The organism is Streptomyces sp. AC558_RSS880 (genome assembly GCF_019049255.1).
Classification (GTDB): Bacteria; Actinomycetota; Actinomycetes; order Streptomycetales; family Streptomycetaceae; genus Streptomyces.
In genome coordinates this window covers 51138-72661 of record NZ_JAGMUJ010000061.1, presented here as the reverse complement: position 1 = coordinate 72661, position 21524 = coordinate 51138, and the positions used below count along the sequence as shown (strand labels likewise).

Below are 21524 nucleotides of genomic sequence, written 5' to 3'. Positions count from 1 at the left end.
TCACCGGCCGTCAGAAAACCGCGGAGCACGAGACGTAACACGGGGAGCGCATATGTACATCAGGGGCGACCACGCCGAGCTGGTCGTCGAGGGCCGCCTCGACATCCGCAGCGCGGCGGACGCCCGTACGGTCCTGCACTCGGCCGTCGACGACGGAGTCGGCGACCTGGTCCTTGACCTGTCCGATCTGGACTCCTGGGACGCCACCGGACTCGGTGTGATCATGGGGGCCCACCGACGGGCCGGCCGTTGCGGCCGGCGCCTGGTGCTGCGGGACGTACCGCCGCAGATGCAGCGCCTGTTGGTGGCCACCCGGCTGCACCGGATCCTGGCGATCGAGGGAGGCATCGGGGTGGACACGCTGCCCCGAGTATGAGGGCGTACGGGTGCGGGACGGGTGATCCCCGAGGACCCGGACCGACCTCGGCCGAACCGTGCGACGCGCGCACAATCCTCACGAGACTGTGACGTCTCGGACCGCGCGGTACCCCGGACTGTCGTAGATACTGAGCGAAGGTTTAGGGTTCGGCTGCCCGCTGTCCTGCAAACCCTGAGCGGGCCCGGACCAGAAGCGACAGCGCGGTGTGCGGCGAGGCCGGGAGGGGCTTCCACCACACGACGCTTTTGGGGGGCTAGGACCTATGGACCCGAACAACCCGGGACCCGAGGAGTACGGCCACGAGGGAGAGGGCGCCTCCCGGCCATGGGGGTCTCCCCGGTCATGGGGGTCCCCCCGCTCGAGCGAAGCCGAGCGTGGGGGAGAAGTCGAGCGTGGGGGAGAGTTCGAGACCGGGGGAGGTTCGGCGCCGCGCCAGCGTCCGCCCCGGGAATCCCTCACTTCCGACTTCGGACAGCACGCGCCCGCGCTCGCCCGCACGGTGCAGCTCGTCTCCGGTGACTTTCTGCTGACCGTCAACCCCGTCGACGGCAGCGAGATCGAGGCCTGCCCGCCCGCCGAACGGCCGGCCCGCCCCGTGAAGCTGACCGAGGCCGAGCGGGCCGAGGTCGAGCGGGCGGCCAGGCCGCCCGTCCCGCCGGGTCCCGCGCAGCTCCCGCTGCCGCTGCTGGCCCGTCAGGAGGAGCGCGAGAAGCTGGTCCGGCTGCTGGCCCGCGGCCGCTCCGTGCGCCTCACCGGCCCGGCCGGCTCCGGCCGCACCCGGCTCCTCGACGTCGTCGCCGAGGACTGCGCGGACCTCGCCCCCGACGGCGTCGTCCGCCTGAACGGCCACCGCCGCTCGGCCGACGACCTGCTGTACGACCTCTTCTACGCCGTCCACGAGGCCCCGCTGCACCGCCCGGACCGGGACGGACTCGCCGACTGCGTCCGCGAGATCGGTGCCGTCGTCGTCCTCGACGACCTGGAGTTCGGCGGCGCCGCCCTCGACGAGCTGCTGGACGCCACCCCCGAGTGCGCCTTCCTGTTCGGCGCCACCCCGGACGTGCCCGAGCCGTCCGCCGGCGCCGACATCGAGGAGGTCGCCCTCCCCGGTCTCGACCGCGCGGCCGGTCTCGACCTGCTCGAGCACGCCGTCGGCCGGGCCCTCACCGAGGACGAGTCGAACTGGGCCGGCGACCTCTGGTTCGAGTCCGAGGGCCTGCCGTTGCGCTTCGTCCAGGCCGGTGCCCTGCTGCGGCAGCGCGACCGGCTGCGGGCCGGCGCCGACGCCGTCGACGAGTTCGGTGTCTTCGAGGACGTACGGCCCGACGAGGCCGCCTACGACCCCGCGGACGGCGACGAGGTGCCGCTGCCCTCGCTCGGCGAGGCCGCCGCTCCCGCCCCGCTGCTCGCCTCCCGGCTCAGCGCCTCCGCCCGCGCCACCCTGCGGTTCGCCGTCGCGCTCGGCGGCGAGGTGCCCCACCAGGCGCACCTGCCCGCCCTGGTGGGCGATACCCACGCCGACGCCGCGCTCGGCGAGCTGGCCGCCTGCGGACTGGTCTCCCCGGCCGGTTCCCGCTACCGGCTCGCCGCCGGAGTGCCGGCCCAGCTGGAGGCCGCCGGATACGCCGACGAGGCCGAGGACCGGGCCCGCGCCGCCGCCCAGCACTACGCCTGGTGGACCGGGCACCCCTCGGTCACCCCGGAGCGGGTCTGCGCCGAGGCCGACGCGGTGCTCGCCGCGCTCGCGGTGCTGTCGCCGCTCACCACGGCCACCACCGAGGGCGAGCAGAGCACGGCCGTGCAACTGGCCCGTACCGCCGCGCCCGCGTTCGCCTCGGGCCTGCACTGGAGCGCCTGGGAGAAGGCGCTGCGGGCCGGTGCGGAGGCCGCCCGGCTCACGGGGGACGTGGCGGAACAGGCCTACTTCCACCACGAACTTGGCGTCCACGCGCTGTGCGCCGGACAGCTCGACCGGGCGCGCGCCGAACTGGAGGCGTCCATCGGGCTGCGCGGCGCCCTCGCCGACAAGCGCGGCACCGTCGCCGGACGCAGGGCGCTGGCCCTGGTCGCCGACCGCTCCGGAACCCCGCTGACGCTCGTGCCGACCGCGGGGGAGGAGGTGCCCGAGGCCCACTACGAGGAGTCGGCCCCACCGCCCCGCGGGGTGCCGACGGCGTTCCCGGAGCTCCAGCCGCCCGCCGACACCGCCCTGGTCGTCCACCGCGCGGCGCCGGCGCCGGCCATGCCGTCGGCCAAGCCGGGCGGTGGTCTCAAGGCACTGGCCAAGCGCAACCTGGTGGCGGCCGGCGCGGGCGCGCTGCTCGTCGCCGTGCTGGGCACGGTGGTCACGCTCGGCGCCACGTCGGAGAACGACGCCGGCACCCCGTCGGAGAACGTCGGCGTCAACCCCTCCGCCAGCCAGGGCGTCGACGACGGCAGCCTCGGCGCCGAACGGGCGGCCGAGGAGGGCGACGGCGACACCGGCGAGGCCACCAGCCGGCCGACCGACCCGGGCCCGGACGGCACCCTGGGCACCTCCGACGACCCGACGCCCACGGCCAGTGAGTCGGGGAAGCCGTCGGACGGGCCGAGCGGGACGACGAAGCCGGGCGATCCGACCGAGTCCCCCTCCGCATCGCCTTCGAAGTCGCCGACCGTGAAGCCCACGACGCCCAAGCCGCCCACGTCTTCCGGCACGACCGAGCCGGAGCCGACCGAGACCGAGACCACACCGGAGCCGACCGAGACGGAGACCACGCCTCCGGAGGAGCCGTCCACCACCGACTCCGCGAGCGGCTCCGTCTCCTCCTCCCCCGTGGAGACGAGCGCGAGCGCCCCGCAGAGCAGCGGCGCGGACACGCCCGGCAGCCCGGAGAAGGTGATCTGACCCGTGGGCACGCGTGAGGGCCGGGTTCCCGACGGAACCCGGCCCTCAGCCCGTACGGGTGCGGCTCAGAACAGCCGCAGCTTGTCGTCCTCGATGCCGCGCATCGCGTCGTAGTCGAGGACCTGGCAGCCGATGCCCCGGTCGGTCGCGAGGACCCGGGCCTGCGGCTTGATCTCCTGCGCGGCGAAGACGCCCCGCACCGGGGCGAGATGGGGATCGCGGTTCAGCAGTTCCAGATAGCGCGTGAGCTGCTCCACGCCGTCGATCTCGCCGCGCCGCTTGATCTCCACCGCGACGGTCCGCCCCTCGGCGTCCCGGCACAGGATGTCGACCGGGCCGATCGCCGTCATGTACTCGCGGCGGATGAGGGTGTAGCCCTCGCCGAGGATCTCGATGCGGTCGGCGAGCAGTTCCTGGAGGTGCGCTTCCACGCCGTCCTTGATCAGGCCGGGATCGACGCCCAGTTCGTGCGAGGAGTCGTGGAGGATCTCCTCCATCGTGATGATGAGCTTCTCGCCCGCCTTGTTGACGACGGTCCAGACGCCCTCTTCGTCGCCGGTGCCCTCCTTCAGTGTGCAGGGCGGCGACATCCAGTTCAGGGGCTTGTAGGCCCGGTCGTCGGCGTGGATCGAGACGCTGCCGTCCGCCTTGACCAGGATGAGACGGGGTGCCGACGGCAGGTGCGCGGTGAGCCGCCCGGCGTAGTCCACGGAGCAGCGGGCAATGACGAGACGCATGGTCGGCAACGCTACTCGACCGGCCCGCCCCGACGCGATTCGCCGTCACACACGACCCTCGGGACCCATGTGTCGCGTCCTGAATCTCCTGGAAAACGCGTGTTCGGCGATGGCCGATTACCGGCCCACAGGAAGTCCCGCATCCGGGCATTCGCCTGGTGCCGTCACCGTCCGTTGCTTACGGTATTCAACGGGAGGTCGCGGCCTGTGTACTCAGCGTGTCCGATATCGCGCACTCCCGTATCTGTCAGGCAACCCCTGATCGTTGGGGGTGCGAGAGGAGAACCCATGTCGCTCGACGTCTCACCGGCCCTACTCGAACAGGCCGAGCGAGGCGAGGTCGACGAAGCTGAATTCGTCGACTGCGTCCGGACCTCCCTGCCCTTCGCATGGGAGATGATCAGCTCCCTGGTGGCCCAGCTGAAGGTGGACGGCGGAGCCTTCGCCGACAACCAGACGCCCCCGCCGGACGAGCAGGCACGCGGTCAGCTGCTGCGTGCACTCGCGAGTGACGCGATACGCGGCGCGCTGCAACGCCACTTCGGTGTACGGCTGGCCTTCCAGAACTGCCACCGGGTGGCCGTGTTCCCGCTTGACTCCTCGGTCGACGAGAAGCTGGCCCGCTTCACCTCGGTGCGCGCGCAGGTGCTGAACCAGTCAGCGGAACTGCGCGACTGCTGACGCGCTCCATCGTTCGCTTGCCGCTCCGTACGCGGGGGGTGCGGTCTGTACCGGGGCGGCAAGCCTTCGTGGAACTCCCGGCTCGCTCAGCCGAGTTGGGGCAGGACCTCGGCCCCGAGCCGCCGTACGTTCTCCTCGGTCGCCGCCAGGTCGCCGGAGCCCTCGACGAGCAGGGCGAAGCGGGAGATACCGGTCCGCTCGCTGGTCGCGGCGAGCCGGTCGGCGCACAGCCGCGGGGGGCCCACCGGGTGCAGTCCGCAGAGGAGCTCGGTGTACTCCAGGGGGTCGCGCATCCGCCGCTGCCGCCCGTCCACCGTGACATGGGCCTCAAGACCCTGCTTCAGCCAGCCGGGCATCGCCTTCATCAGGGTCTCCGCCGCGTCCGCGCGCCGGTCCGCGACCTGGCAGACGCCGGCCGAGACGTGGGCCGCGCGGTGGATCTCCCGGGACGGCCGCCCGCAGGCACGCGCGTGCTGCCGCCACAGGGCGACCATCTCGGCCTTCTCCTCGTCCCCGATGTGCATGCCGAGCAGCATCGGCAGCCCGCGCTCGGCGGCCAGCCGTACGCTCGCCGGGGAGGTGCAGGCGACCACGACCTCCGGTCCCTCGACCTCGTGCAGGGCCTCCGACGGGCGGGGGACGACGGGCACCTCGCGGAAGCGGAACCGCTCGCCGTCGGCCCGCACGGACGGCTCACGCAGCCAGCGCACCAGCAGATCGAGTGATTCCGGGAACCCCTTCTCGTACGCCTCCAGTCCGGCCCCGAACACCTCCAGGTCGACCCACGGCCCGCCGCGCCCGAGGCCCAGCGAGAACCGGCCGCCGCTCGTGATGTGCAGCAGCGCGGCCTGCTCGCCGAGGGCCACGGGGTGGACGGTGGGCAGCACGCTGACCGCCGTACCGACCCGCAGCCGGCGGGTGCGGCCGAGCAGTAACGCGGCCAGGGTGACGGCCGACGGGCAGGTGCCGTAGGGCACGAAGTGGTGCTCGGCCAGCCAGACCGTGTCGAGCCCCGCCTCCTCGGCGACCTCGGCCGAGCGGACGGCGCGGTGCAGCGCCTCTCCCTCGCCCTGCCCGGGGAACTGGGCGGCCAACACGAAACTTCCAACGCGCATCGCTTTCCTGCTTCCTTGGCTCCGACGCGGAGCTCCCCCGCAGGGCATAACCGCCCGACACGTGCCGAGGACACGGCCGGGCGAGGGATTTGGCGGATTGTCTGCAGAATCGGCCGCTCAGGAGGGGGGATGCCGCACCGTCACGGAGGGGACTTGTAACGATTGGTGCCGTACGCGTACCCCTGCGCGCGCCGCGTAGGCTGGACGCGGCCCCAGCATCCTGTATAGCCCCGTGAGGTGTCCTGTGTCCCCGCGTCGCAACCGACCCAAGGGAGCCGGTTCGTCCGGCCGGAGCGCCGAGGACGACGGCTCCGGCCGCTACGGCGGCTGGCAGTCCACGGAGAGCTGGCAGGGCGAGGAGTGGAGCGTGCGGCACGTGGCGGGCTCCAGTGCCCAGGGCAAGGCCTACCGGTGCCCCGGCTGCGACCAGTTGATCCCGGACGGGGTGCCGCACGTGGTGGCCTGGCCGGAGCACTCGGGCGTCGACGAGCGCCGGCACTGGCACAAGGCGTGCTGGAACGCCAGGGACCGCCGCACCACGCGGGTGCAGCGGTCCCGTAACGCGCCGAAGTTCTGAACGCCCCTACACGTCCCGCTTCTGCAGCAGGGCGAAGGCACCGCCGAGCGCGGCGGCCGTGACGGCCAGCATGATCCACAGCGGGTCCCAGCCCGACGGGCCGGACTCGCTCAGCGAGTTGGCGTAGAAGATGCTCATCTGGTTCGGGATGGAGTACTCGAACAGCGCCTCCTGCACGTCCGCCAGCGAGGACGAGAACATGAACAGCGCGATCACCAGCGGGGCCAGCACGGCACCGATCATGATGGTGATGGCGCCCGCCGAGTGCCGGATGATCGACCCGATCGCCAGCGACAGCGTGCCGAGCAGCGCCACGTACAGCGAGATGCCGACCGTGCCCTTCAGCCACTCCTCGCCGCTGGGCTCCCTGCTGTTGTCGCCCTCCAGCAGCGCCACGTGCAGGAAGCCGACCAGCGTCGCGCACACCAGGGTCACCACGAAGGCGATCAGGAAGAACACCAGGGCCTTCGCCAGGAGCACCCGTCCGCGCGAGGGGCAGGCGACCATCGTGGTGCGGATCATGCCGGTGCCGTACTCCGACGCCGTGGTCAGCACGCCCAGCGTGATGATGCACATGCCGCCGAGCAGCAGTCCGAAGAAGCCGAGGGCCAGCGGGCTCTCGCCGCCCATGTCGGGTTCGGCGCTCGAGACCACCAGGCCGGTCAGCAGACCGATGCCGACCACGAGCAGCACGAACACGCCCAGCGTCCACATGGTCGAGCGCACGGACTTGATCTTCGTCCACTCGGAGGCGAGCGCGTGCCCGAGGTGCGTACGGACCACGGGGATCGGCGAGGTGTAGGCGGGGTACGGGGAGCCGGGCGCCGCCTGCCAGTCGGGTGCGGCGGCCTGCGGCATCGGGGGCGGGGGCGTGCTCATCGGGCGTCCTCGGGCTTGGTCAGGTCGGCGGTGGGAGCGGTCGAGGGGGCGGCGGGAGCGGTCGGGGGCGCGGCGGGCGGCGCCGCCGGAGCCGGTCCGGGCGGCGCCTGGGGCGCCTGCGGGGCGGGCTGCGCGTACGGGTTGGGCGCGGGGGCGCCCGCGGCCGCTCCAGGGGTGCCCGGGGCGCCGTAGGGGCCCGCGGGGGCCGGTACGGGCGCGCCCTGCGGCGCGGCGAAGGGCTGCCCGCCCTGCTGGGGCGGCGGCGGGGCGTACCAGCCGGGCTGGCCCTGTCCCGGGACCGGCACCGGCGGCTGCGCGCCGGGCGGCAGCGGCTGCTGGAGCCCGGCCTTCTGGTCGGTGGTCGAGCGGTAGTCGACGGCGCCCTGCGTCATCCGCATGTACGCCTCCTCCAGCGAGGCCTGGTGCGGCGACAGCTCCCACAGCCGTACGCCGGCGTCGTGGGCGACGTCGCTGATGCGCGGCAGCGCCAGTCCCGTCACCCGCAGCGCGCCGTCCTGCTCGGGCAGCACGTGGCCGCCGGCCTCGGTGATCGCGGCGGACAGCTTCTCGCGCTGCTGCGGCTCGGTGTCGGGGGTGCGCACGCGCGCGAAGTCGGCGGAGTTGGCGGAGATGAAGTCCGTCACGCTCATGTCGGCCAGCAGCTGTCCGCGCCCGATGACGATGAGGTGGTCGGCGGTCAGTGCCATCTCACTCATCAGGTGGGAGGAGACGAACACCGTACGGCCCTCGGCGGCCAGCGCCTTCATCAGGTTGCGCACCCAGAGGATGCCCTCGGGGTCGAGGCCGTTGACCGGCTCGTCGAACAGCAGCACCTGGGGGTCGCCGAGCAGCGCGGCGGCGATGCCGAGCCGCTGGCCCATGCCCAGCGAGAAGCCCTTGGACCGCCTGCGCGCCACGTCGTGCAGGCCCACCACGCCCAGCACCTCGTCCACGCGCCGGGCCGGGATGCCCGACAGCTGGGCCAGACTCAGCAGGTGGTTGCGGGCGGACCGGCCGCCGTGCACCGCCTTCGCGTCCAGCAGCGCGCCGACCTGACGGGGGGCGTTGGGCAGATTGCGGTACGGGTAGCCGCCGATCGTGACCCGTCCCGCGGTGGGGTTGTCCAGGCCGAGGATCATCCGCATCGTCGTCGACTTGCCCGAGCCGTTGGGTCCCAGGAACCCGGTGACGGCGCCGGGACGCACCTGGAAGGAGAGGTTGTACACAGCGGTCTTGTCGCCGTACCGCTTGGTCAGGCCGACTGCCTCGATCATGCTCCGCACCCATCGAAAGGTTCAGGACAGCGGGGCACACGCCCCCGTAAGGGTTAGGAGCTTATCGAGGCGCTGACGGTTCCGCCCAAGCCGAGGTAAAAAACGGTCCCGCGCGGTCCCTCACTGCGCGTCGCGCCTCTTCAGCAGGACATAGCCGCCGACGACCGCCGCGAGCACCCACAGCGCCATGATCCCGAGGCCGCCCCAGGGCCCGTACGGGGTGTCGTCGTCCAGGGGCGTCACCACCTGCATGATCTTGCTGCCCGCCTGGTCGGGCAGGAACCGGCCGATCTTCTCCGTGGCGTCGACGTTGCCGAGGATGTTGGAGATCAGGAAGAAGAACGGCATCAGGATGCCCAGCGACAGCATGGGGGAGCGCAGCATCGCGGCGACGCCCATCGAGAACAGCGCGATCAGCGTCATGTAGAGGCCGCCGCCGATGACCGCCCGCAGCACCCCGTCGTCCCCGAGGGACGCCTTGTGCTCGCCGAGCATCGCCTGGCCCAGGAAGAACGTGGCGAAGCTGGTCGCCATGGAGACGACGAGGGCGAGCGCGGTGGCGACCGCCAGTTTGCTCAGCAGGAACGTGCCGCGCCGCGGTACGGCCGCCAGCGAGGCGCGGATCATTCCGGTGCTGTACTCGTTCGACACCACCAGCACCCCGAACACGATCATCGCGAGCTGGCCGAGACTCATCCCGGCGAAGCTGATGAACGTCGGGTCGAAGGAGAGCCGGTCCCGCGCGCTCATGGTCTCGAACTCGTTCTTCGACAACGCCGCGATCAGCATGCCGAGCGCGATGGTGACGACCACCGCCAGGGAGAGCGTCCACACGGTGGACGCCACCGACCGGATCTTGGTCCACTCGGACCGGACGACCTGCGTTGCCGCCATGCTCAGCCCTTCTTCCAGCCGTCGCCCCACTGCTGCCGGGGCGCGGGGGCGCCGGTGTGCGCGTGGTACTCCACCGACTCCGCGGTCAACCGCATGAACGCCTCCTCCAGGGAGGCCTGCTGCGGGCTCAGCTCGTGCAGCACCAGCTGGTGCCGGGCCGCCAGCTCCCCGACGTACTCGGCCTTGGAGCCGTCCACCTCCAGCGCCCCGTCGCCGCTCTCCACGGCGGTGACCCCGGCCTGGCGCAGCACGTCGAGCAGCCGCTCGCGCTGCGGGCCGCGGACCCGGACGTAGGAGCGGGAGTTGTGCTCGATGAACTCGGCCATGGAGGTGTCGGCGAGCAGCCGGCCCTGGCCGATGACGACGAGGTGGTCGGCGGTCAGCGCCATCTCGCTCATCAGGTGGGAGGAGACGAAGACCGTACGGCCCTGGGCGGCGAGCGATTTCATCAGCGTGCGGATCCAGTGGATGCCCTCGGGGTCGAGGCCGTTGACGGGCTCGTCGAACATCAGGATCCGCGGGTCGCCGAGCAGCGCCGCCGCGATGCCGAGCCGCTGGCCCATGCCGAGCGAGAAACCCTTGGCCTTCTTCCGCGCCACCGCCGTCAGCCCGACCTCGTCCAGCACCTCGTGCACCCGCCGTCGCGGGAGACCGTTGCTCTGCGCGAGGCACAGCAGGTGGTGGTAGGCGCTGCGGCCCGGGTGCACGCCCTTGGCCTCCAACAGGGCGCCGATGCAGGTCAGCGGGTCCTTGAGCCGGTCGTAGTGCGTGCCGTCGATCCGCACGTCCCCGGCGGTCGGATGGTCCAGGCCCAGGATCATCCGCATGGTGGTCGACTTGCCGGCGCCGTTCGGGCCGAGGAAGCCGGTGACGATGCCCGGTCTGACGGTGAAGGTCAGGTGGTCCACCGCCACCTTCTCGCCGTACCGCTTGGTCAGCCCCTCGAGCTCGATCATGCGGCCACGCTAAAACAGGACAAAGCCCTCTGCCACTCAGTGGCAGAGGGCTTCGCCGGTACGTCGGTCGCCGTTACCGGGACTGCTGGGCCGGGACCCCGCGGGAGATCGGCTCGTCCTCGGTGGCGGGCGCACCGGTCGCGGCCACCGCGGCACCCGTGAGCGTGGCGAGCATCTCGCGGACGTTCGTCAGCTGGGCGTTGATGGAGTCGCGGCGGTTGGTCAGCGCCGCCAGCTCGCGCTCGGATTCCGAACGGATCCGGTCGGCCTTGGCGTTGGCGTCGGCCACGATGTCCTCCGCCTGACGCTGGGCCGTCTCCACCGTCTGGCGGGCGCGGCGCTCGGCGTCGGTGCGCAGCTTCTCGGCCTCCAGGCGGAGCTGCTCCGCGCGGTGCTCGATCTCCGCGAGGCGCTTCTCGGCCTTCTGCTGCCGCGACGCCAGGTCGCGCTCGGACTGCTCGCGGCGCTTGGCGAGGTTCGTCTCGAAGTCGGCGGCGGCCTGCGCGGCCTTGGCGCGGGTCTCCTCGAAGAGGGCGTCCGCCTCCTCCCGCTTGGACTGCGCGTCCTTCTGCGCCTCGGAACGCAGCTGGGACGCGTCGCCCTGGGCCTTCTCGACGATCCGGGCGCCCTCGTCCTCCGCCTTCGCCTTGCGCTCGGCGGCGTACGACTCGGCGTCGTTGCGCACCTGCTGGGCGGCCGACTCGGCGAGCTCGCGGTGCTGCTCCGCCGCGCGCCGGGCCTCCTCGCGCAGGTCCTTCGCCTCCTCCTCGGCGAGGCGGAGGATCTTCTCCACGCGCGCGCCGAGACCCGCGTACGACGGCTCGGCGTCGTTGACCTGGGCCTGGGCGTTCTGTGTCTCGAGGTGGAGCTCTTCGATGCGCTTTTCCAGAGCGGTGATGCGGGCGAGAGCGCTGTCACGGTCGGAGACGAGCTTGGAGATACGTTCGTCCACCTGAGCGCGGTCGTACCCACGCCGCACAAGCTCGAAGCCGTAGGGGGAAGTGTCGCTCATGGGGTTCCTGTCGAATGAGACCGGTGAGGTGATAGGTGGAATCCTAGGGGCCGAAGCGCTGTGTCATCGAGCGGATGCACGTTTGATACGGAGAATGACACCCCTTTTGAGTGGCTCGCCGCTGGAAGGCTTGCCAATGTCATGGTCAAAGCCCTCACCGTACAGGGGATTTCGTCCGCTTTGCCAACTATTCCGGTGACTTGCCACCCGTACGGGTAGCACCGGCCGCGGCCCCCGCCTTGACCCCGTTGTCCTTCGCACCCCCCGGCGCCTCGAAGGACTCCAGCGCCTCCAGCACGTCCTGCACGCGGGAGATCTCGGCGTTGATGTCCTCGCGGCGCCGCACCAGCACCTCCAGCTCGCGCTTGCCCTCCTCGACCGTGCGCCGCGCCTCCCGGACCGCCTCGGCCTTCAGCTCCTCGGCCTCCTTCACCAGGCTGGCCTTCTTCTGCTCCGCCTCCTTCAGCAGGCCCTCGGCCTTCTTCACGGCGGCGATGCGCACCTTGCCGGCCTCGGAGTTGGCCTCGGAGACGATCTCCTTGGCCTTCGCCTCCGCCTTGGCGAGCTGTTCCTCGGCGGCCTTGATGAGCGCGTCGCAGCGGTCGCCCGTCGACTTCATCGTCTCCGCCGCCTCACGGCGGGCCCGCTCGTGCAGCTCCTCGATCTCGCTCGTGATCCGGTCGCGCAGCTCCTCGGCGCGCTCCCTGATCTGCGTCGCGTCCCGGCGCGCGCCGACCAGCAGCTCGTCCGCGTCCGTACGGGCCTTCTCCACCCGGGTGTTGCCCTCGATGGTCGCCTCGGAGACGATCCGCTCGGCCTCGCTGCGGGCCGCGCCGACCATCGTGTCCGCCTGCGACTCGGCGTCCGCCGTCGTCTTCAGCGCCTGCTGCTGCGCCTCGGCGAGCAGCTTGTCCGCCTCGGCGGTGGTCTCCGTGATGAGCGTGTCCACCTGCTCGGCCGCCTCGGAACGCCGCTTGTTGGCGTCCTTGCGGGCCTCGTCCAGCGTCCGCTCCGCCTCCTCGCGCGCGACGGACACCATCCGCTCGGCCTCCGACTCCGCGTCGGCCTTGACCCGCTCGGACTCCCGGCGGATCCGCTCCGCGTGCGCCTGCGCCGACCCGACCGTCTCCGCGGCCTCGGCCCGCAGCCGCTCCGCGTCCCCGGTGGCGTCCGCGATCAGCTTCTCCGCCTTGGACACCGACTCCGACCGCACCCGCTCGGCCTCGGCGACCGTCTCCATGCGCAGCCGGTCGGTCTCCGCGATCGTCTCTTCGGTGAGCCGCTCCGCCTCGCTGCGGGCCTCGGTGATGAGGGTGTCCGCCTGCGTCGCCGCGTCCGAACGGATCCGGTTGGCGTCCTCACGGGCGTCCGCCCGGGTGCGCGCCGCGGCCTGCTCCGCCTCGGCGATCGTGTCCGACGCCTCCGTACGCACCCGCTGGGCGTGCTCGGACACGTCCGTACGGATCCGGTCGGCCTCCGCGATGGCCTCGGACACCGTCCGCTCGGCCAGCGCCTTCGCGGCCTCCGTCTCCTCCTGCGCCTCGCGCCGCAGCCGGCCCGCGTCCTCGCTCGCCCGCTCCCGCTCCGCGTAGGCGTCGGCGCGGACCCGGTCCGCCTCCTCCTCGGCCTCGCGGCGGGTGCGCTCCGCCACGTGCTCGGCGGCGCTGCGCAGCCCGGCGATCTCCTCCTGGGCCTGCTCGTGCAGCCCCGCGACGGAGTCCCGCACCTGCTGGGCATGGAGCTCGGCCGCCGACACCATCTCGGTGGCGCGCCGGTCGGCCTCCTCGACCAGCCGTACGGCCTCGGCCTGCGCCTCCTCCACGCGGGTGCGCGCCGACGCCAGCAGCTCCTCGCTCTGCTCGCGGGCCCGCTCGCGCTCCTGGTCGGCCTCCTGCCGGGCCGCGCCGAGGAGTTCCTCGGCCTCGCGGCGCCGCCGGGCGGCCTCCTCCTGCGCGGCGGCCAGCGCCTGGGACGCCTCCGTGCCGATCCGCTCGGCGGCGGCCTGTGCCTCCGCGCGCATCCGGTCGGCGCTGTCCTGCGCCTCCGACTTCAGCCGCTCCGCCTCGGCCGCGGCCTCCGACCGCAGCCGCACGGCGACGGACTCGCCCTCCGCGCGGGACGCCGACGCGTCCGCGGCGGCCTCGTCACGCAGCCGCTCGGCCTCCGCCTCCGCCTGCTGCTGGAGCGTACGGATCCGCTCGGCGGCCTCCGCGCGCAGCCGCTCGGTCTCCTCGGACGCCTCCCGGCGGATCCGGGCGGCCTCCTCCCGCGCGTCGCTCAGCGCCTGCTCGGCGGCGGCGAGCCGCTCCTCGGCCTCCGTGTGCAGCCGCGTCAGTTCCCCGGCGGCCTCCGCGCGGCGGGCCTCCACGGCCCGCTCGGTCTCCTCGCGCAGTTCGCGCGCGGCCCGCTCGGCGTCCTCCTTGAGCGCGTCGGCCTGCTCGACGACCTCCGCGCGGTGCCGCTCGGCCTCCTGACGGGTGCGCTCCAGCGTCTCCTCGGCCTGCCGGCGCAGCGTCGTGGCGCGCTCGATGGCCTCGGTGCGGACCTTCTCGCTGTCCGTCTGCGCGGTGGAGCGCAGTTCGTCGGCGTCCGCCTTCGCCTTGGCGAGCAGCTCCTCGGCGGACTTCGCCGCCTCCTCGATCTGCGCCACGGCCTCCTTGCGGGCCTCCGCGCGGATCCTCTCGCCCTCGGCGACCGCGTCGGCGCGCAGCTGCTCGGCCTCGCCGCGCAGCCGGCGGGCCTCCTCCTGCAGCTCGACCGTCTTGGCGCGGTACTCCTTGGTGTCGTCCTTCGCCGCGCCCTTGAGCTGCTCGGCGATGTCGTGCGCCTCGGCGCGCAGCCGGTCCGCCTCGGCCTCGGCCTCCCGGCGGATCCGCTCCGCCTCCTCGGCCGCCGCCCTGGTGGTCTGCTTGGCCTCCTCCGACGCCTTGTTGAGCACGTCCTCGGCGGTCTTGGCCGCCTTGGACAGCTGCGTCGCGGACTCCTCCGCGGTGATCGTGCGGGCCTTCTCCGCGGCCTCGGCGACGATCTTCTCGGCCTCCGCGCGGGCGTCCGCGACCAGCTGCTCGGCGTCCGCCTTGGTGGCCTCCGCCTCCTTGGTGGCCTCGCTGACCAGCCGCGCCACCTGCTCCTTGGCGGTCCGCGTACGGGTCTCGTTGGCGGACTCGGCGGCGGCGAGCGCCTTCGCGGCGGACTCCTTCGCCTCGGCGAGCACCTTCTCCGCCTCGGCACGGGCCTCGCGCAGCGCGGACTCCGCCTGCGACATCCGCTCCTCGGCGGCCCTGCTGAGCTCCTGCGCCTGACGGCGCGCGGACTCCGACTCGGTGGCCGTGGACGTCCGCAGCTGCTCGGCGTGGTCGGTGGCCTCCTGGGCCTGCGTGGAGGCGGCGTTCAGCAGCCGCTCGGCGTCCGCGCGGGCCCGGCGCAGGATCTGCTCGGCCTCCGCGCGGGCCGACTCCGCCTCGCTCTGCAGCCGCTGCCGGGCCTCGGCCGTCAGCCGCTCCGCCTCCGCGCGGGCGGCGGCCAGCGCCTGCTCGGTCTCCGCGCGGGACTCGTCGAGGAGCCGGCGGGCCTGCTGCTCGGTGCGGGCGCGCAACTGCTCCGCCCACGCCACGTTCTCGTTGACGTGCGACTCGACGGTCTGCCGGCGCTCCGCCAGCTCCTGGTCGAGCTGCTGGCGCCGCGTCACGGCCTCCTGGTGCAGCTCCGCCTGGAGCCGGGCCGCCTGCTCCGCGTGCTCCTGGAGGATCCGCTGGGTCTGCGCCCGCGCCTGGCTCAGCTCCCGCTCGGCGTCCGCGCGGAGCTGGTCGGCCTGCAGCTGCGCGTTGCGCAGCAACTGCTCGGCCTGGTAGCCGATGTCACCGCCGTCGTACGCGGGCCGGGACATGATGGTGCGCCGCGCCTCGTGCAGCTTGGCGCGCAGCACCTCGACCTGGTAGCCGAGGTCCTCGGCGTGCTGGATCGCCTTTTCCCGCTCGGTCTTCAGCCGCTTCATCTCGGCTTCGAACCGAGAGAGGTGGTCGACGTCAGCCGCCGGCTCTCGCTCCTGGCTCTCGTAGCCCCGCACTGCGCGGTCCCATCCGTCCCCTGGTCGCAAGTCTGGCCGGGCTCCGCCCATCCGCCGGACGGGGCCCCCGGGGAATGGTGTCAGATCAACGGCGGAGCATGGGCTGCTGCCCCGCGCTCGCCCCCCGAAACCCGGACCCCGGCGATCCCGCCGCCGAAGACGGCGGGACTCGGTCACCACGCATCGAGCGGTGACCGGACCCAACCCTACCGGCCCTTATGTACGTGGGTCAGTGCTCGGACGACTCAACGGGCGCGGAAGTGACCAGTTCCGTCAGTACGCCGTGGCAGTCCTTGGGGTGCAGGAAGGTGATTCGTGACCCCATGGAGCCGCGCCGGGGCTCTTCGTACAGAACGCGTACGCCCTTGTCCTTGATGTCCGCGGCCTCCGCGTCCACGTCCGCCGTACCGAAGGCGATGTGGTGGACGCCCTCGCCGTTCTTCGCCAGCCACTTGGCGACGGCGGAGTCCTCCCGGGTCGGCTCGAGCAGCTGCAGGTAGGAGGCCCCGCCGTCGGAGGTCTCGTTGATCTTGAGCATGGCCTCGCGCACGCCCTGCTCCTCGTTGACCTCGGAGTGGAACACCTCGAAGCCGTAGGTGGCCCGGTAGAACTCCACGGTCTTGTCCAGGTCGAAACAGGCGATCCCGATGTGGTCGATTCGCGTCAGCATGGATTCAGTGCAGCGCCCCCGCGATGGTTACGCAACGTGCGCGCGATCACACCGAAAGGGCGATGACGGGGTCCACCGCACGTCAGTACATTCGCAGTAAACCCTCGTTCACTCCTCGGCTGTGCAGCCGGAAGGGGACCGCAGCTCATGACTTCCGCATCTTCGGCATCTCCCGCACCTTCCGCATCGAACGGCACCACCTCCGTCATCGTCGCGGGCGCCCGCACCCCGATGGGTCGGCTGCTCGGGTCACTGAAGTCCTTCTCCGGAGCCGACCTCGGCGGCTTCGCGATCAAGGCCGCCCTCGACCGTGCGGGGATCGGCGGCGACCAGGTCCAGTACGTGATCATGGGGCAGGTGCTCCAGGCCGGCGCGGGCCAGATCCCGGCCCGCCAGGCCGCCGTCAAGGCCGGCATCCCGATGAACGTCCCGGCGCTCACCGTCAACAAGGTGTGCCTCTCGGGGCTGGACGCCATCGCGCTCGCGGACCAGCTGATCCGGGCCGGCGAGTTCGACGTGATCGTCGCCGGCGGCCAGGAGTCCATGACCAACGCTCCGCACCTGCTGCCGAAGTCCCGCGAGGGCTTCAAGTACGGCGCGGTGCAGATGCTCGACGCCATGGCGTACGACGGTCTGACCGACTCCTTCGAGAACATCGCCATGGGCGAGTCCACCGAGAAGCACAACACCCGCCTCGGCATCGCCCGCCCCGAGCAGGACGAGATCGCCGCCCTGTCCCACCAGCGGGCCGCCGCCGCGCAGAAGAACGGCGTCTACGAGGCCGAGATCACCCCGGTCGAGATCCCGCAGCGCAAGGGCGACCCGGTCCTGTTCAGCAAGGACGAGGGCATCCGCGGCGACACCACGGTCGAGTCGCTCGGCAAGCTGCGCCCGGCCTTCTCGAAGGACGGCACGATCACCGCGGGCTCCTCCTCGCAGATCTCGGACGGCGCGGCGGCCGTGGTCGTGATGAGCAAGGCCAAGGCGCAGGAGCTGGGCCTGGAGTGGATCGCCGAGATCGGCGCCCACGGCAACGTGGCCGGACCCGACAACTCCCTCCAGTCGCAGCCGTCCAACGCGATCCGGCACGCGCTGAAGAAGGAGGGCCTGGAGGTTTCCGACCTCGACCTCATCGAGATCAACGAGGCCTTCGCCGCGGTCGCCGTGCAGTCAATGAAGGACCTGGGCGTTTCCATCGAAAAGGTGAACGTCAACGGCGGCGCCATCGCGCTGGGTCACCCGATCGGGATGTCCGGCGCGCGGCTCGTGCTGCACCTCGCCCTGGAGCTGAAGCGGCGCGGCGGAGGCGTCGGCGCGGCGGCGCTGTGCGGCGGCGGCGGCCAGGGTGACGCGCTGATCGTGCGGGTACCCAAGGCCTGAGCCGGGGTTCTTCGCAGGTTGCTGATTTCCCTCTCGTGAACGGAGTTGTGATGCAGGACGTCTCCTCGCTGGTCGCCCAGGCCAGGGAAGGCAGGCCACGGGCCGTGGCCCGGCTGATCTCCCTGGTGGAGGGGGCGTCCCCACAGCTCAGGGAGGTCATGGCGGCCCTGGCGCCGCTGACCGGGAACGCGTACGTGGTGGGTCTCACCGGCTCCCCGGGCGTCGGCAAGTCCACCTCGACCTCGGCCCTGGTGAGCGCGTACCGCAAACAGGGAAAGCGGGTCGGCGTCCTGGCCGTCGACCCGTCCTCCCCCTTCTCGGGCGGTGCCCTGCTCGGTGACCGCGTCCGCATGTCGGAGCACGCCTCCGACCCCGGCGTCTACATCCGCTCCATGGCGACGCGCGGCCACCTGGGCGGCCTCGCGTGGGCCGCCCCGCAGGCCATCCGCGTCCTGGACGCGGCCGGCTGCGACGTGATCCTGGTCGAGACGGTCGGCGTCGGCCAGTCGGAGGTGGAGATCGCCTCCCAGGCCGACACCTCCGTGGTGCTGCTGGCGCCCGGCATGGGTGACGGCATCCAGGCCGCCAAGGCCGGAATCCTGGAGATCGGCGACGTCTACGTCGTCAACAAGGCCGACCGCGACGGCGCCGACGCGACCGCCCGCGAGCTGAACCACATGCTCGGCCTCGGCGAGTCCCGCGCCCCCGGCGACTGGCGCCCCCCGATCGTCAAGACGGTCGCGGCCCGCGCGGAGGGCGTCGACGAGGTCGTCGAGGCCCTGGAGAAGCACCGCGCGTGGATGGAGGAACACGGCGTCCTGACGACCCGCCGCCTGGCCCGCGCCTCCCGCGAGGTCGAGACCATCGCGGTCACGGCCCTGAGGGAACGCATCGGCGACCTCCACGGCGACCGCCGCCTGGACGCGCTGGCGGAACGCATCATCGCCGGGGACCTGGACCCGTACCGGGCGGCGGACGAACTGGTGGCGGGGCTGACGCGGGGCTGACTTCTCAGCCCGTCCGGCATCAGCCAGCCCGTCCGGGGGTGCCCCTCCAGGGGAGTTTGAGGATGAGGCCCGTCCAGGGCCGAAGCGGGGGTCTGGGGGCGGCAGCCCCCAGGGACGGGAAGGGAGGGGGCGGCGGGGGCGGGAAACAATCAGTCGTCGTCCGAGTCGTCACGGTCCGCCGTGACCTTGCCGCTGCTCGGATCGACCCGCCAGTCCCGCTCGTCCCCGCCGGAGGCACGCGTCTCGGCCTCCCACCCCTTGTCATCGTCGTCGTCCAGGTCCACCGACGTCACCGTCCCCTCGGTGGCGGCCGCCTTCGCGGCCTCCCCGGCCGTCACCGACGCCCCCTTCAACGCGGCCCGCACCTCATCGGCGTCGTCCTCGTCGTCCTCCGAGGCGCCCAGGACCTTGCCGCTGCCCGGGTCGATCCGCACGCTGTGCCAGGTGTCCCCGCCGCCGAGGACGTCGACCTCCCAGACCCTGTCGTCCAGTTCGGCGGAGACGGCCGTACCCGGCGTGTGCTTCAGCGCGGCGGCGATGGCGTCGGCGGCGGTGACGTCACCGGAGGAGGCGACGCGGTCGTCGCTGTCGTCCCGGTCGTCGCCGTCGTCGTCCTGATCGTCGGCGTCCGCGCGCCCCCGGTCGTCGTCGCGCCCGTCGTCGTCCGCCGCCCGGTTCTCCGTCGCCCGCGTTGTCGGCGCGTCGTCCCCCGAGACCGCGAGGGCCGTGGCCGTACCGCCCCCGACCAGGGCCGCGGCCGTGACGACGGCGATCACGATGTTGCGCTTCATGCTGGTTCCTCCCGAGCTGCTTCGTTTTCGACGCCTTCAATCTCGCCGACCGACGCTGAGAGGAACCTGAAACCGCCTGAAGGGATCTTCAGGTTCCCTTTGCGACCCTTGACCCCATGCGCCTGTTGATCGTGGAGGACGAAAAGCGGCTCGCCCTGTCGCTCGCCAAGGGCCTCACCGCCGAGGGCTACGCCGTGGACGTCGTCCACGACGGCCGGGAGGGCCTGCACCGGGCCACGGAGGGCACGTACGACCTCCTCATCCTCGACATCATGCTGCCCGGCCTGAACGGCTACCGCGTCTGCGCCGCCCTGCGCGCCGCCGGACACGACGTGCCGATCCTGATGCTCACGGCGAAGGACGGCGAGTACGACGAGGCCGAGGGCCTCGACACCGGCGCCGACGACTACCTCACCAAGCCGTTCTCGTACGTCGTGCTCGTCGCCAGGATCAAGGCGCTGCTGCGCCGCCGCCAGGGCGCCGGGGCCTCCCCGGTCCATGTGCACGGCGACCTCAAGGTGGACACCGCCGCCCGCCGGGTCTTCCTGGGCGAGGACGAAGTGGCCCTGACCGCCAAGGAGTTCTCGGTGCTCGAGCACCTGGTGCTGCGGGCCGGCGAGGTGGTCTCCAAGGCCGACATCCTCGAACACGTCTGGGACTTCGCCTATGACGGCGACCCCAACATCGTCGAGGTCTACATCAGCGCCCTGCGCCGCAAACTGCGCGCCGGTCTCATCCGCACCGTGCGCGGCGCCGGTTACCGGCTGGAGACGGCGCCGTGAGCCGGCTGTTCGGCTCGGTCCGTGCGCGGGCGACGCTCGGCGCCACCCTCGTGGTCGCCGTCGCCCTCGTCGCGGCCGGCACTGCCGTACTGCTGTCGCTGCGCTCCAACCTGACCGCCGAGGCGGGTACCCAGGCGGAACGCTCCGCGCGGGCGGTCGCCTCCGAGCTCGCCGCCCGGACGCCGTACGGCGGACTGTCGGGGCTGGACGGCGACGACGGCCCGGTGCAGATCGTCGACGAGGACGGGAAGCTGGTCGCGGGCAGTGAGGACCTGGAGCGGATCAGCGGCACGGCGACGACCGAGGTGAAGCCGCGGCCGTCGGCACCGGGCGACGACGATGACGACGACTCGGAGGACTCGGACGACTCCGACGGGGGCGGCGACTCCGACGAGTCCCTGGCCCCCGGCGAGATCGGCCACGAGACCACCTTCAGCAACGGCTCCGCCACCATCGACGGCGACACCGAGGACTACCGCTTCGCCGCCGTGGAGGTCGAGAGCCCCGACCACGGCCGCCTCACCGTCCACGCGGGCGCCCCCCTGGCCGCCGAGCACAGCGCCGTGCGGACCGCGCTGACCGTGATGCTCATCGGCTTCCCACTGCTCCTGGTGGTCGTCGCCGCGGTGACCTGGCTGGTCACCGGCCGGGCGTTGCGCCCGGTGGAGGGCATCCGGAGCGAGATGGCCGCGATCACCGCCTCCGAGGACCTCGCCCGCCGCGTCCCCGAACCGGCGACCCACGACGAGATCGCCCGTCTGGCCCGCACCACCAACGAGACGCTCGCCGCGCTGGAGGCGTCCGTGGAGCGCCAGCGGCGGTTCGTCGCCGACGCCTCGCACGAGCTGCGCAGCCCGATCGCGTCCCTGCGCACCCAGCTGGAGGTGGCCGCCGCCCATCCCGAGCTGCTCGACCTGGACGGTGCCGTCGAGGACACCGTGCGGCTCCAGCACCTCGCCGCCGATCTGCTGCTGCTCGCCCGGCTTGACGCGGGGGAGCGGCCCGCCGACGCCCGGGTCGACCTGTCGGCGCTGGCCCGCGAGGAGGCCGCGGGACGTACGGGCGTGACGGTGGACGCGGAGCCGGTGGAGGTGACCGGATCGCGGGGGCAGCTCGGCCGGGTGCTCGCCAACCTGCTGGACAACGGCCGGCGGCACGCCCGCGAGCGGGTCACCGTGACCGTACGGCGGGAGGGCGACCGGGCGGTCCTGGCGGTGGCCGACGACGGCGAGGGGGTGGCCGAGGCCGACCGGGAGCGGATCTTCGAGCGGTTCGTACGGCTGGACGCCGCCCGCAGCCGCGACGACGGTGGCGCGGGGCTGGGGCTGGCGATCGCGAGGGACGTCGCCGTACGGCACGGCGGGACGCTCACGGCGGGTGCGGCGCCGGCCGGCGGAGCCCTGTTCGAACTCCGCCTGCCGCTCGCCCGCTGAAAGG

General features: G+C 72.6%; 18 protein-coding genes. 8 read left to right on the top strand and 10 right to left on the bottom strand.

Annotated features, from left to right (window positions below):
• Positions 1 to 52 precede the first annotated feature (52 nt).
• Positions 53 to 376, top strand: a complete 324-nt coding sequence (locus KUM38_RS21630; protein WP_217131069.1) for an STAS domain-containing protein — start codon at positions 53 to 55, stop codon at positions 374 to 376.
• 502 nt (positions 377 to 878) lie between these two features.
• Positions 879 to 3266: an ATP-binding protein gene (locus tag KUM38_RS21625; protein WP_308409008.1), complete on the top strand. Its 2388-nt coding sequence runs from the start codon at positions 879 to 881 to the stop codon at positions 3264 to 3266.
• A 65-nt stretch (positions 3267 to 3331) separates the two neighbouring features.
• On the opposite strand, the gene nucS is transcribed toward KUM38_RS21625, so the two are convergent.
• Positions 3332 to 4003: an endonuclease NucS gene (gene nucS, locus KUM38_RS21620; RefSeq protein ID WP_073932513.1), complete on the bottom strand. Its 672-nt coding sequence runs from the start codon at positions 4001 to 4003 to the stop codon at positions 3332 to 3334.
• 288 nt (positions 4004 to 4291) lie between these two features.
• Here nucS and KUM38_RS21615 point away from each other — a divergent pair, with 288 nt between their 5' ends.
• On the top strand, positions 4292 to 4684 hold the full coding sequence (locus tag KUM38_RS21615) for an SCO5389 family protein (RefSeq protein ID WP_217131068.1): 393 nt from the start codon (positions 4292 to 4294) through the stop codon (positions 4682 to 4684).
• 86 nt (positions 4685 to 4770) lie between these two features.
• Here the strand turns inward: KUM38_RS21615 and KUM38_RS21610 are convergent, their stop codons facing one another.
• Positions 4771 to 5799 carry an LLM class flavin-dependent oxidoreductase gene (locus KUM38_RS21610; protein ID WP_217131067.1) on the bottom strand — a complete coding sequence of 343 codons (1029 nt, stop codon included), beginning with the start codon at positions 5797 to 5799 and terminating at the stop codon, positions 4771 to 4773.
• Positions 5800 to 6043: 244 nt separating this feature from the next.
• Here KUM38_RS21610 and KUM38_RS21605 point away from each other — a divergent pair, with 244 nt between their 5' ends.
• Positions 6044 to 6376: an ATP/GTP-binding protein gene (locus tag KUM38_RS21605; RefSeq protein WP_217131066.1), complete on the top strand. Its 333-nt coding sequence runs from the start codon at positions 6044 to 6046 to the stop codon at positions 6374 to 6376.
• A 6-nt stretch (positions 6377 to 6382) separates the two neighbouring features.
• Here the strand turns inward: KUM38_RS21605 and KUM38_RS21600 are convergent, their stop codons facing one another.
• The 7 genes from KUM38_RS21600 to mce all read right to left on the bottom strand — a co-directional run bounded on the left by KUM38_RS21600 (position 6383) and on the right by mce (position 16127).
• On the bottom strand, positions 6383 to 7255 hold the full coding sequence (locus KUM38_RS21600) for an ABC transporter permease subunit (RefSeq protein ID WP_217131065.1): 873 nt from the start codon (positions 7253 to 7255) through the stop codon (positions 6383 to 6385).
• A complete protein-coding gene (locus KUM38_RS21595) occupies positions 7252 to 8529 on the bottom strand; it encodes an ABC transporter ATP-binding protein (protein WP_217131064.1) in 1278 nt (425 codons plus the stop codon). Before KUM38_RS21595 ends, KUM38_RS21600 begins: the two co-directional genes overlap by 4 nt.
• A gap of 120 nt (positions 8530 to 8649) precedes the next feature.
• Positions 8650 to 9423 (bottom strand): ABC transporter permease, encoded by a 774-nt coding sequence (locus tag KUM38_RS21590; RefSeq protein ID WP_217131063.1) that lies wholly within the window; start codon positions 9421 to 9423, stop codon positions 8650 to 8652.
• A gap of 2 nt (positions 9424 to 9425) precedes the next feature.
• Entirely contained in the window at positions 9426 to 10379 is a 954-nt protein-coding gene (locus tag KUM38_RS21585; protein WP_217131062.1) for an ABC transporter ATP-binding protein, read from the bottom strand.
• Positions 10380 to 10452: 73 nt separating this feature from the next.
• Positions 10453 to 11391 (bottom strand): cellulose-binding protein, encoded by a 939-nt coding sequence (locus tag KUM38_RS21580; protein WP_217131061.1) that lies wholly within the window; start codon positions 11389 to 11391, stop codon positions 10453 to 10455.
• Positions 11392 to 11578: 187 nt separating this feature from the next.
• Entirely contained in the window at positions 11579 to 15457 is a 3879-nt protein-coding gene (gene scy / locus KUM38_RS21575; RefSeq protein ID WP_217131060.1) for a polarized growth protein Scy, read from the bottom strand.
• A 229-nt stretch (positions 15458 to 15686) separates the two neighbouring features.
• On the bottom strand, positions 15687 to 16127 hold the full coding sequence (gene mce, locus KUM38_RS21570; protein ID WP_217131059.1) for a methylmalonyl-CoA epimerase: 441 nt from the start codon (positions 16125 to 16127) through the stop codon (positions 15687 to 15689).
• 147 nt (positions 16128 to 16274) lie between these two features.
• Here mce and KUM38_RS21565 point away from each other — a divergent pair, with 147 nt between their 5' ends.
• Together KUM38_RS21565 and meaB are read left to right on the top strand one after the other, a co-directional pair.
• On the top strand, positions 16275 to 17507 hold the full coding sequence (locus KUM38_RS21565) for an acetyl-CoA C-acetyltransferase (protein ID WP_217131058.1): 1233 nt from the start codon (positions 16275 to 16277) through the stop codon (positions 17505 to 17507).
• A 50-nt stretch (positions 17508 to 17557) separates the two neighbouring features.
• Positions 17558 to 18514 carry a methylmalonyl Co-A mutase-associated GTPase MeaB gene (gene meaB, locus KUM38_RS21560; protein ID WP_217131057.1) on the top strand — a complete coding sequence of 319 codons (957 nt, stop codon included), beginning with the start codon at positions 17558 to 17560 and terminating at the stop codon, positions 18512 to 18514.
• A 149-nt stretch (positions 18515 to 18663) separates the two neighbouring features.
• On the opposite strand, the gene KUM38_RS21555 is transcribed toward meaB, so the two are convergent.
• A complete protein-coding gene (locus KUM38_RS21555) occupies positions 18664 to 19305 on the bottom strand; it encodes a PepSY domain-containing protein (protein WP_217131056.1) in 642 nt (213 codons plus the stop codon).
• A 116-nt stretch (positions 19306 to 19421) separates the two neighbouring features.
• Between KUM38_RS21555 and KUM38_RS21550 the strand changes: the two genes are divergently transcribed.
• Complete coding sequence (locus KUM38_RS21550; protein ID WP_217131055.1) at positions 19422 to 20087, top strand: response regulator transcription factor; 666 nt, start codon at positions 19422 to 19424, stop codon at positions 20085 to 20087.
• Positions 20084 to 21520, top strand: coding sequence for a cell wall metabolism sensor histidine kinase WalK (locus tag KUM38_RS21545; protein ID WP_217131054.1), 1437 nt, complete (start codon positions 20084 to 20086; stop codon positions 21518 to 21520). Before KUM38_RS21550 ends, KUM38_RS21545 begins: the two co-directional genes overlap by 4 nt.
• Positions 21521 to 21524 lie beyond the last annotated feature (4 nt).

What these genes read in the sequence shown, in the direction of transcription:
- KUM38_RS21555 (WP_217131056.1), bottom strand. Translation starts at nt 19,305, where the DNA reads ATGAAGCGCAACATCGTGATCGCCGTCGTCACGGCCGCGGCCCTGGTC.
- KUM38_RS21580 (WP_217131061.1), bottom strand. Translation starts at nt 11,391, where the DNA reads ATGAGCGACACTTCCCCCTACGGCTTCGAGCTTGTGCGGCGTGGGTAC.
- KUM38_RS21630 (WP_217131069.1), top strand. Translation starts at nt 53, where the DNA reads ATGTACATCAGGGGCGACCACGCCGAGCTGGTCGTCGAGGGCCGCCTC.
- meaB (WP_217131057.1), top strand. Translation starts at nt 17,558, where the DNA reads ATGCAGGACGTCTCCTCGCTGGTCGCCCAGGCCAGGGAAGGCAGGCCA.
- KUM38_RS21550 (WP_217131055.1), top strand. Translation starts at nt 19,422, where the DNA reads ATGCGCCTGTTGATCGTGGAGGACGAAAAGCGGCTCGCCCTGTCGCTC.
- KUM38_RS21565 (WP_217131058.1), top strand. Translation starts at nt 16,275, where the DNA reads ATGACTTCCGCATCTTCGGCATCTCCCGCACCTTCCGCATCGAACGGC.
- nucS (WP_073932513.1), bottom strand. Translation starts at nt 4,003, where the DNA reads ATGCGTCTCGTCATTGCCCGCTGCTCCGTGGACTACGCCGGGCGGCTC.
- mce (WP_217131059.1), bottom strand. Translation starts at nt 16,127, where the DNA reads ATGCTGACGCGAATCGACCACATCGGGATCGCCTGTTTCGACCTGGAC.
- KUM38_RS21595 (WP_217131064.1), bottom strand. Translation starts at nt 8,529, where the DNA reads ATGATCGAGGCAGTCGGCCTGACCAAGCGGTACGGCGACAAGACCGCT.
- KUM38_RS21615 (WP_217131068.1), top strand. Translation starts at nt 4,292, where the DNA reads ATGTCGCTCGACGTCTCACCGGCCCTACTCGAACAGGCCGAGCGAGGC.
- KUM38_RS21600 (WP_217131065.1), bottom strand. Translation starts at nt 7,255, where the DNA reads ATGAGCACGCCCCCGCCCCCGATGCCGCAGGCCGCCGCACCCGACTGG.
- KUM38_RS21590 (WP_217131063.1), bottom strand. Translation starts at nt 9,423, where the DNA reads ATGGCGGCAACGCAGGTCGTCCGGTCCGAGTGGACCAAGATCCGGTCG.
- KUM38_RS21610 (WP_217131067.1), bottom strand. Translation starts at nt 5,799, where the DNA reads ATGCGCGTTGGAAGTTTCGTGTTGGCCGCCCAGTTCCCCGGGCAGGGC.
- KUM38_RS21585 (WP_217131062.1), bottom strand. Translation starts at nt 10,379, where the DNA reads ATGATCGAGCTCGAGGGGCTGACCAAGCGGTACGGCGAGAAGGTGGCG.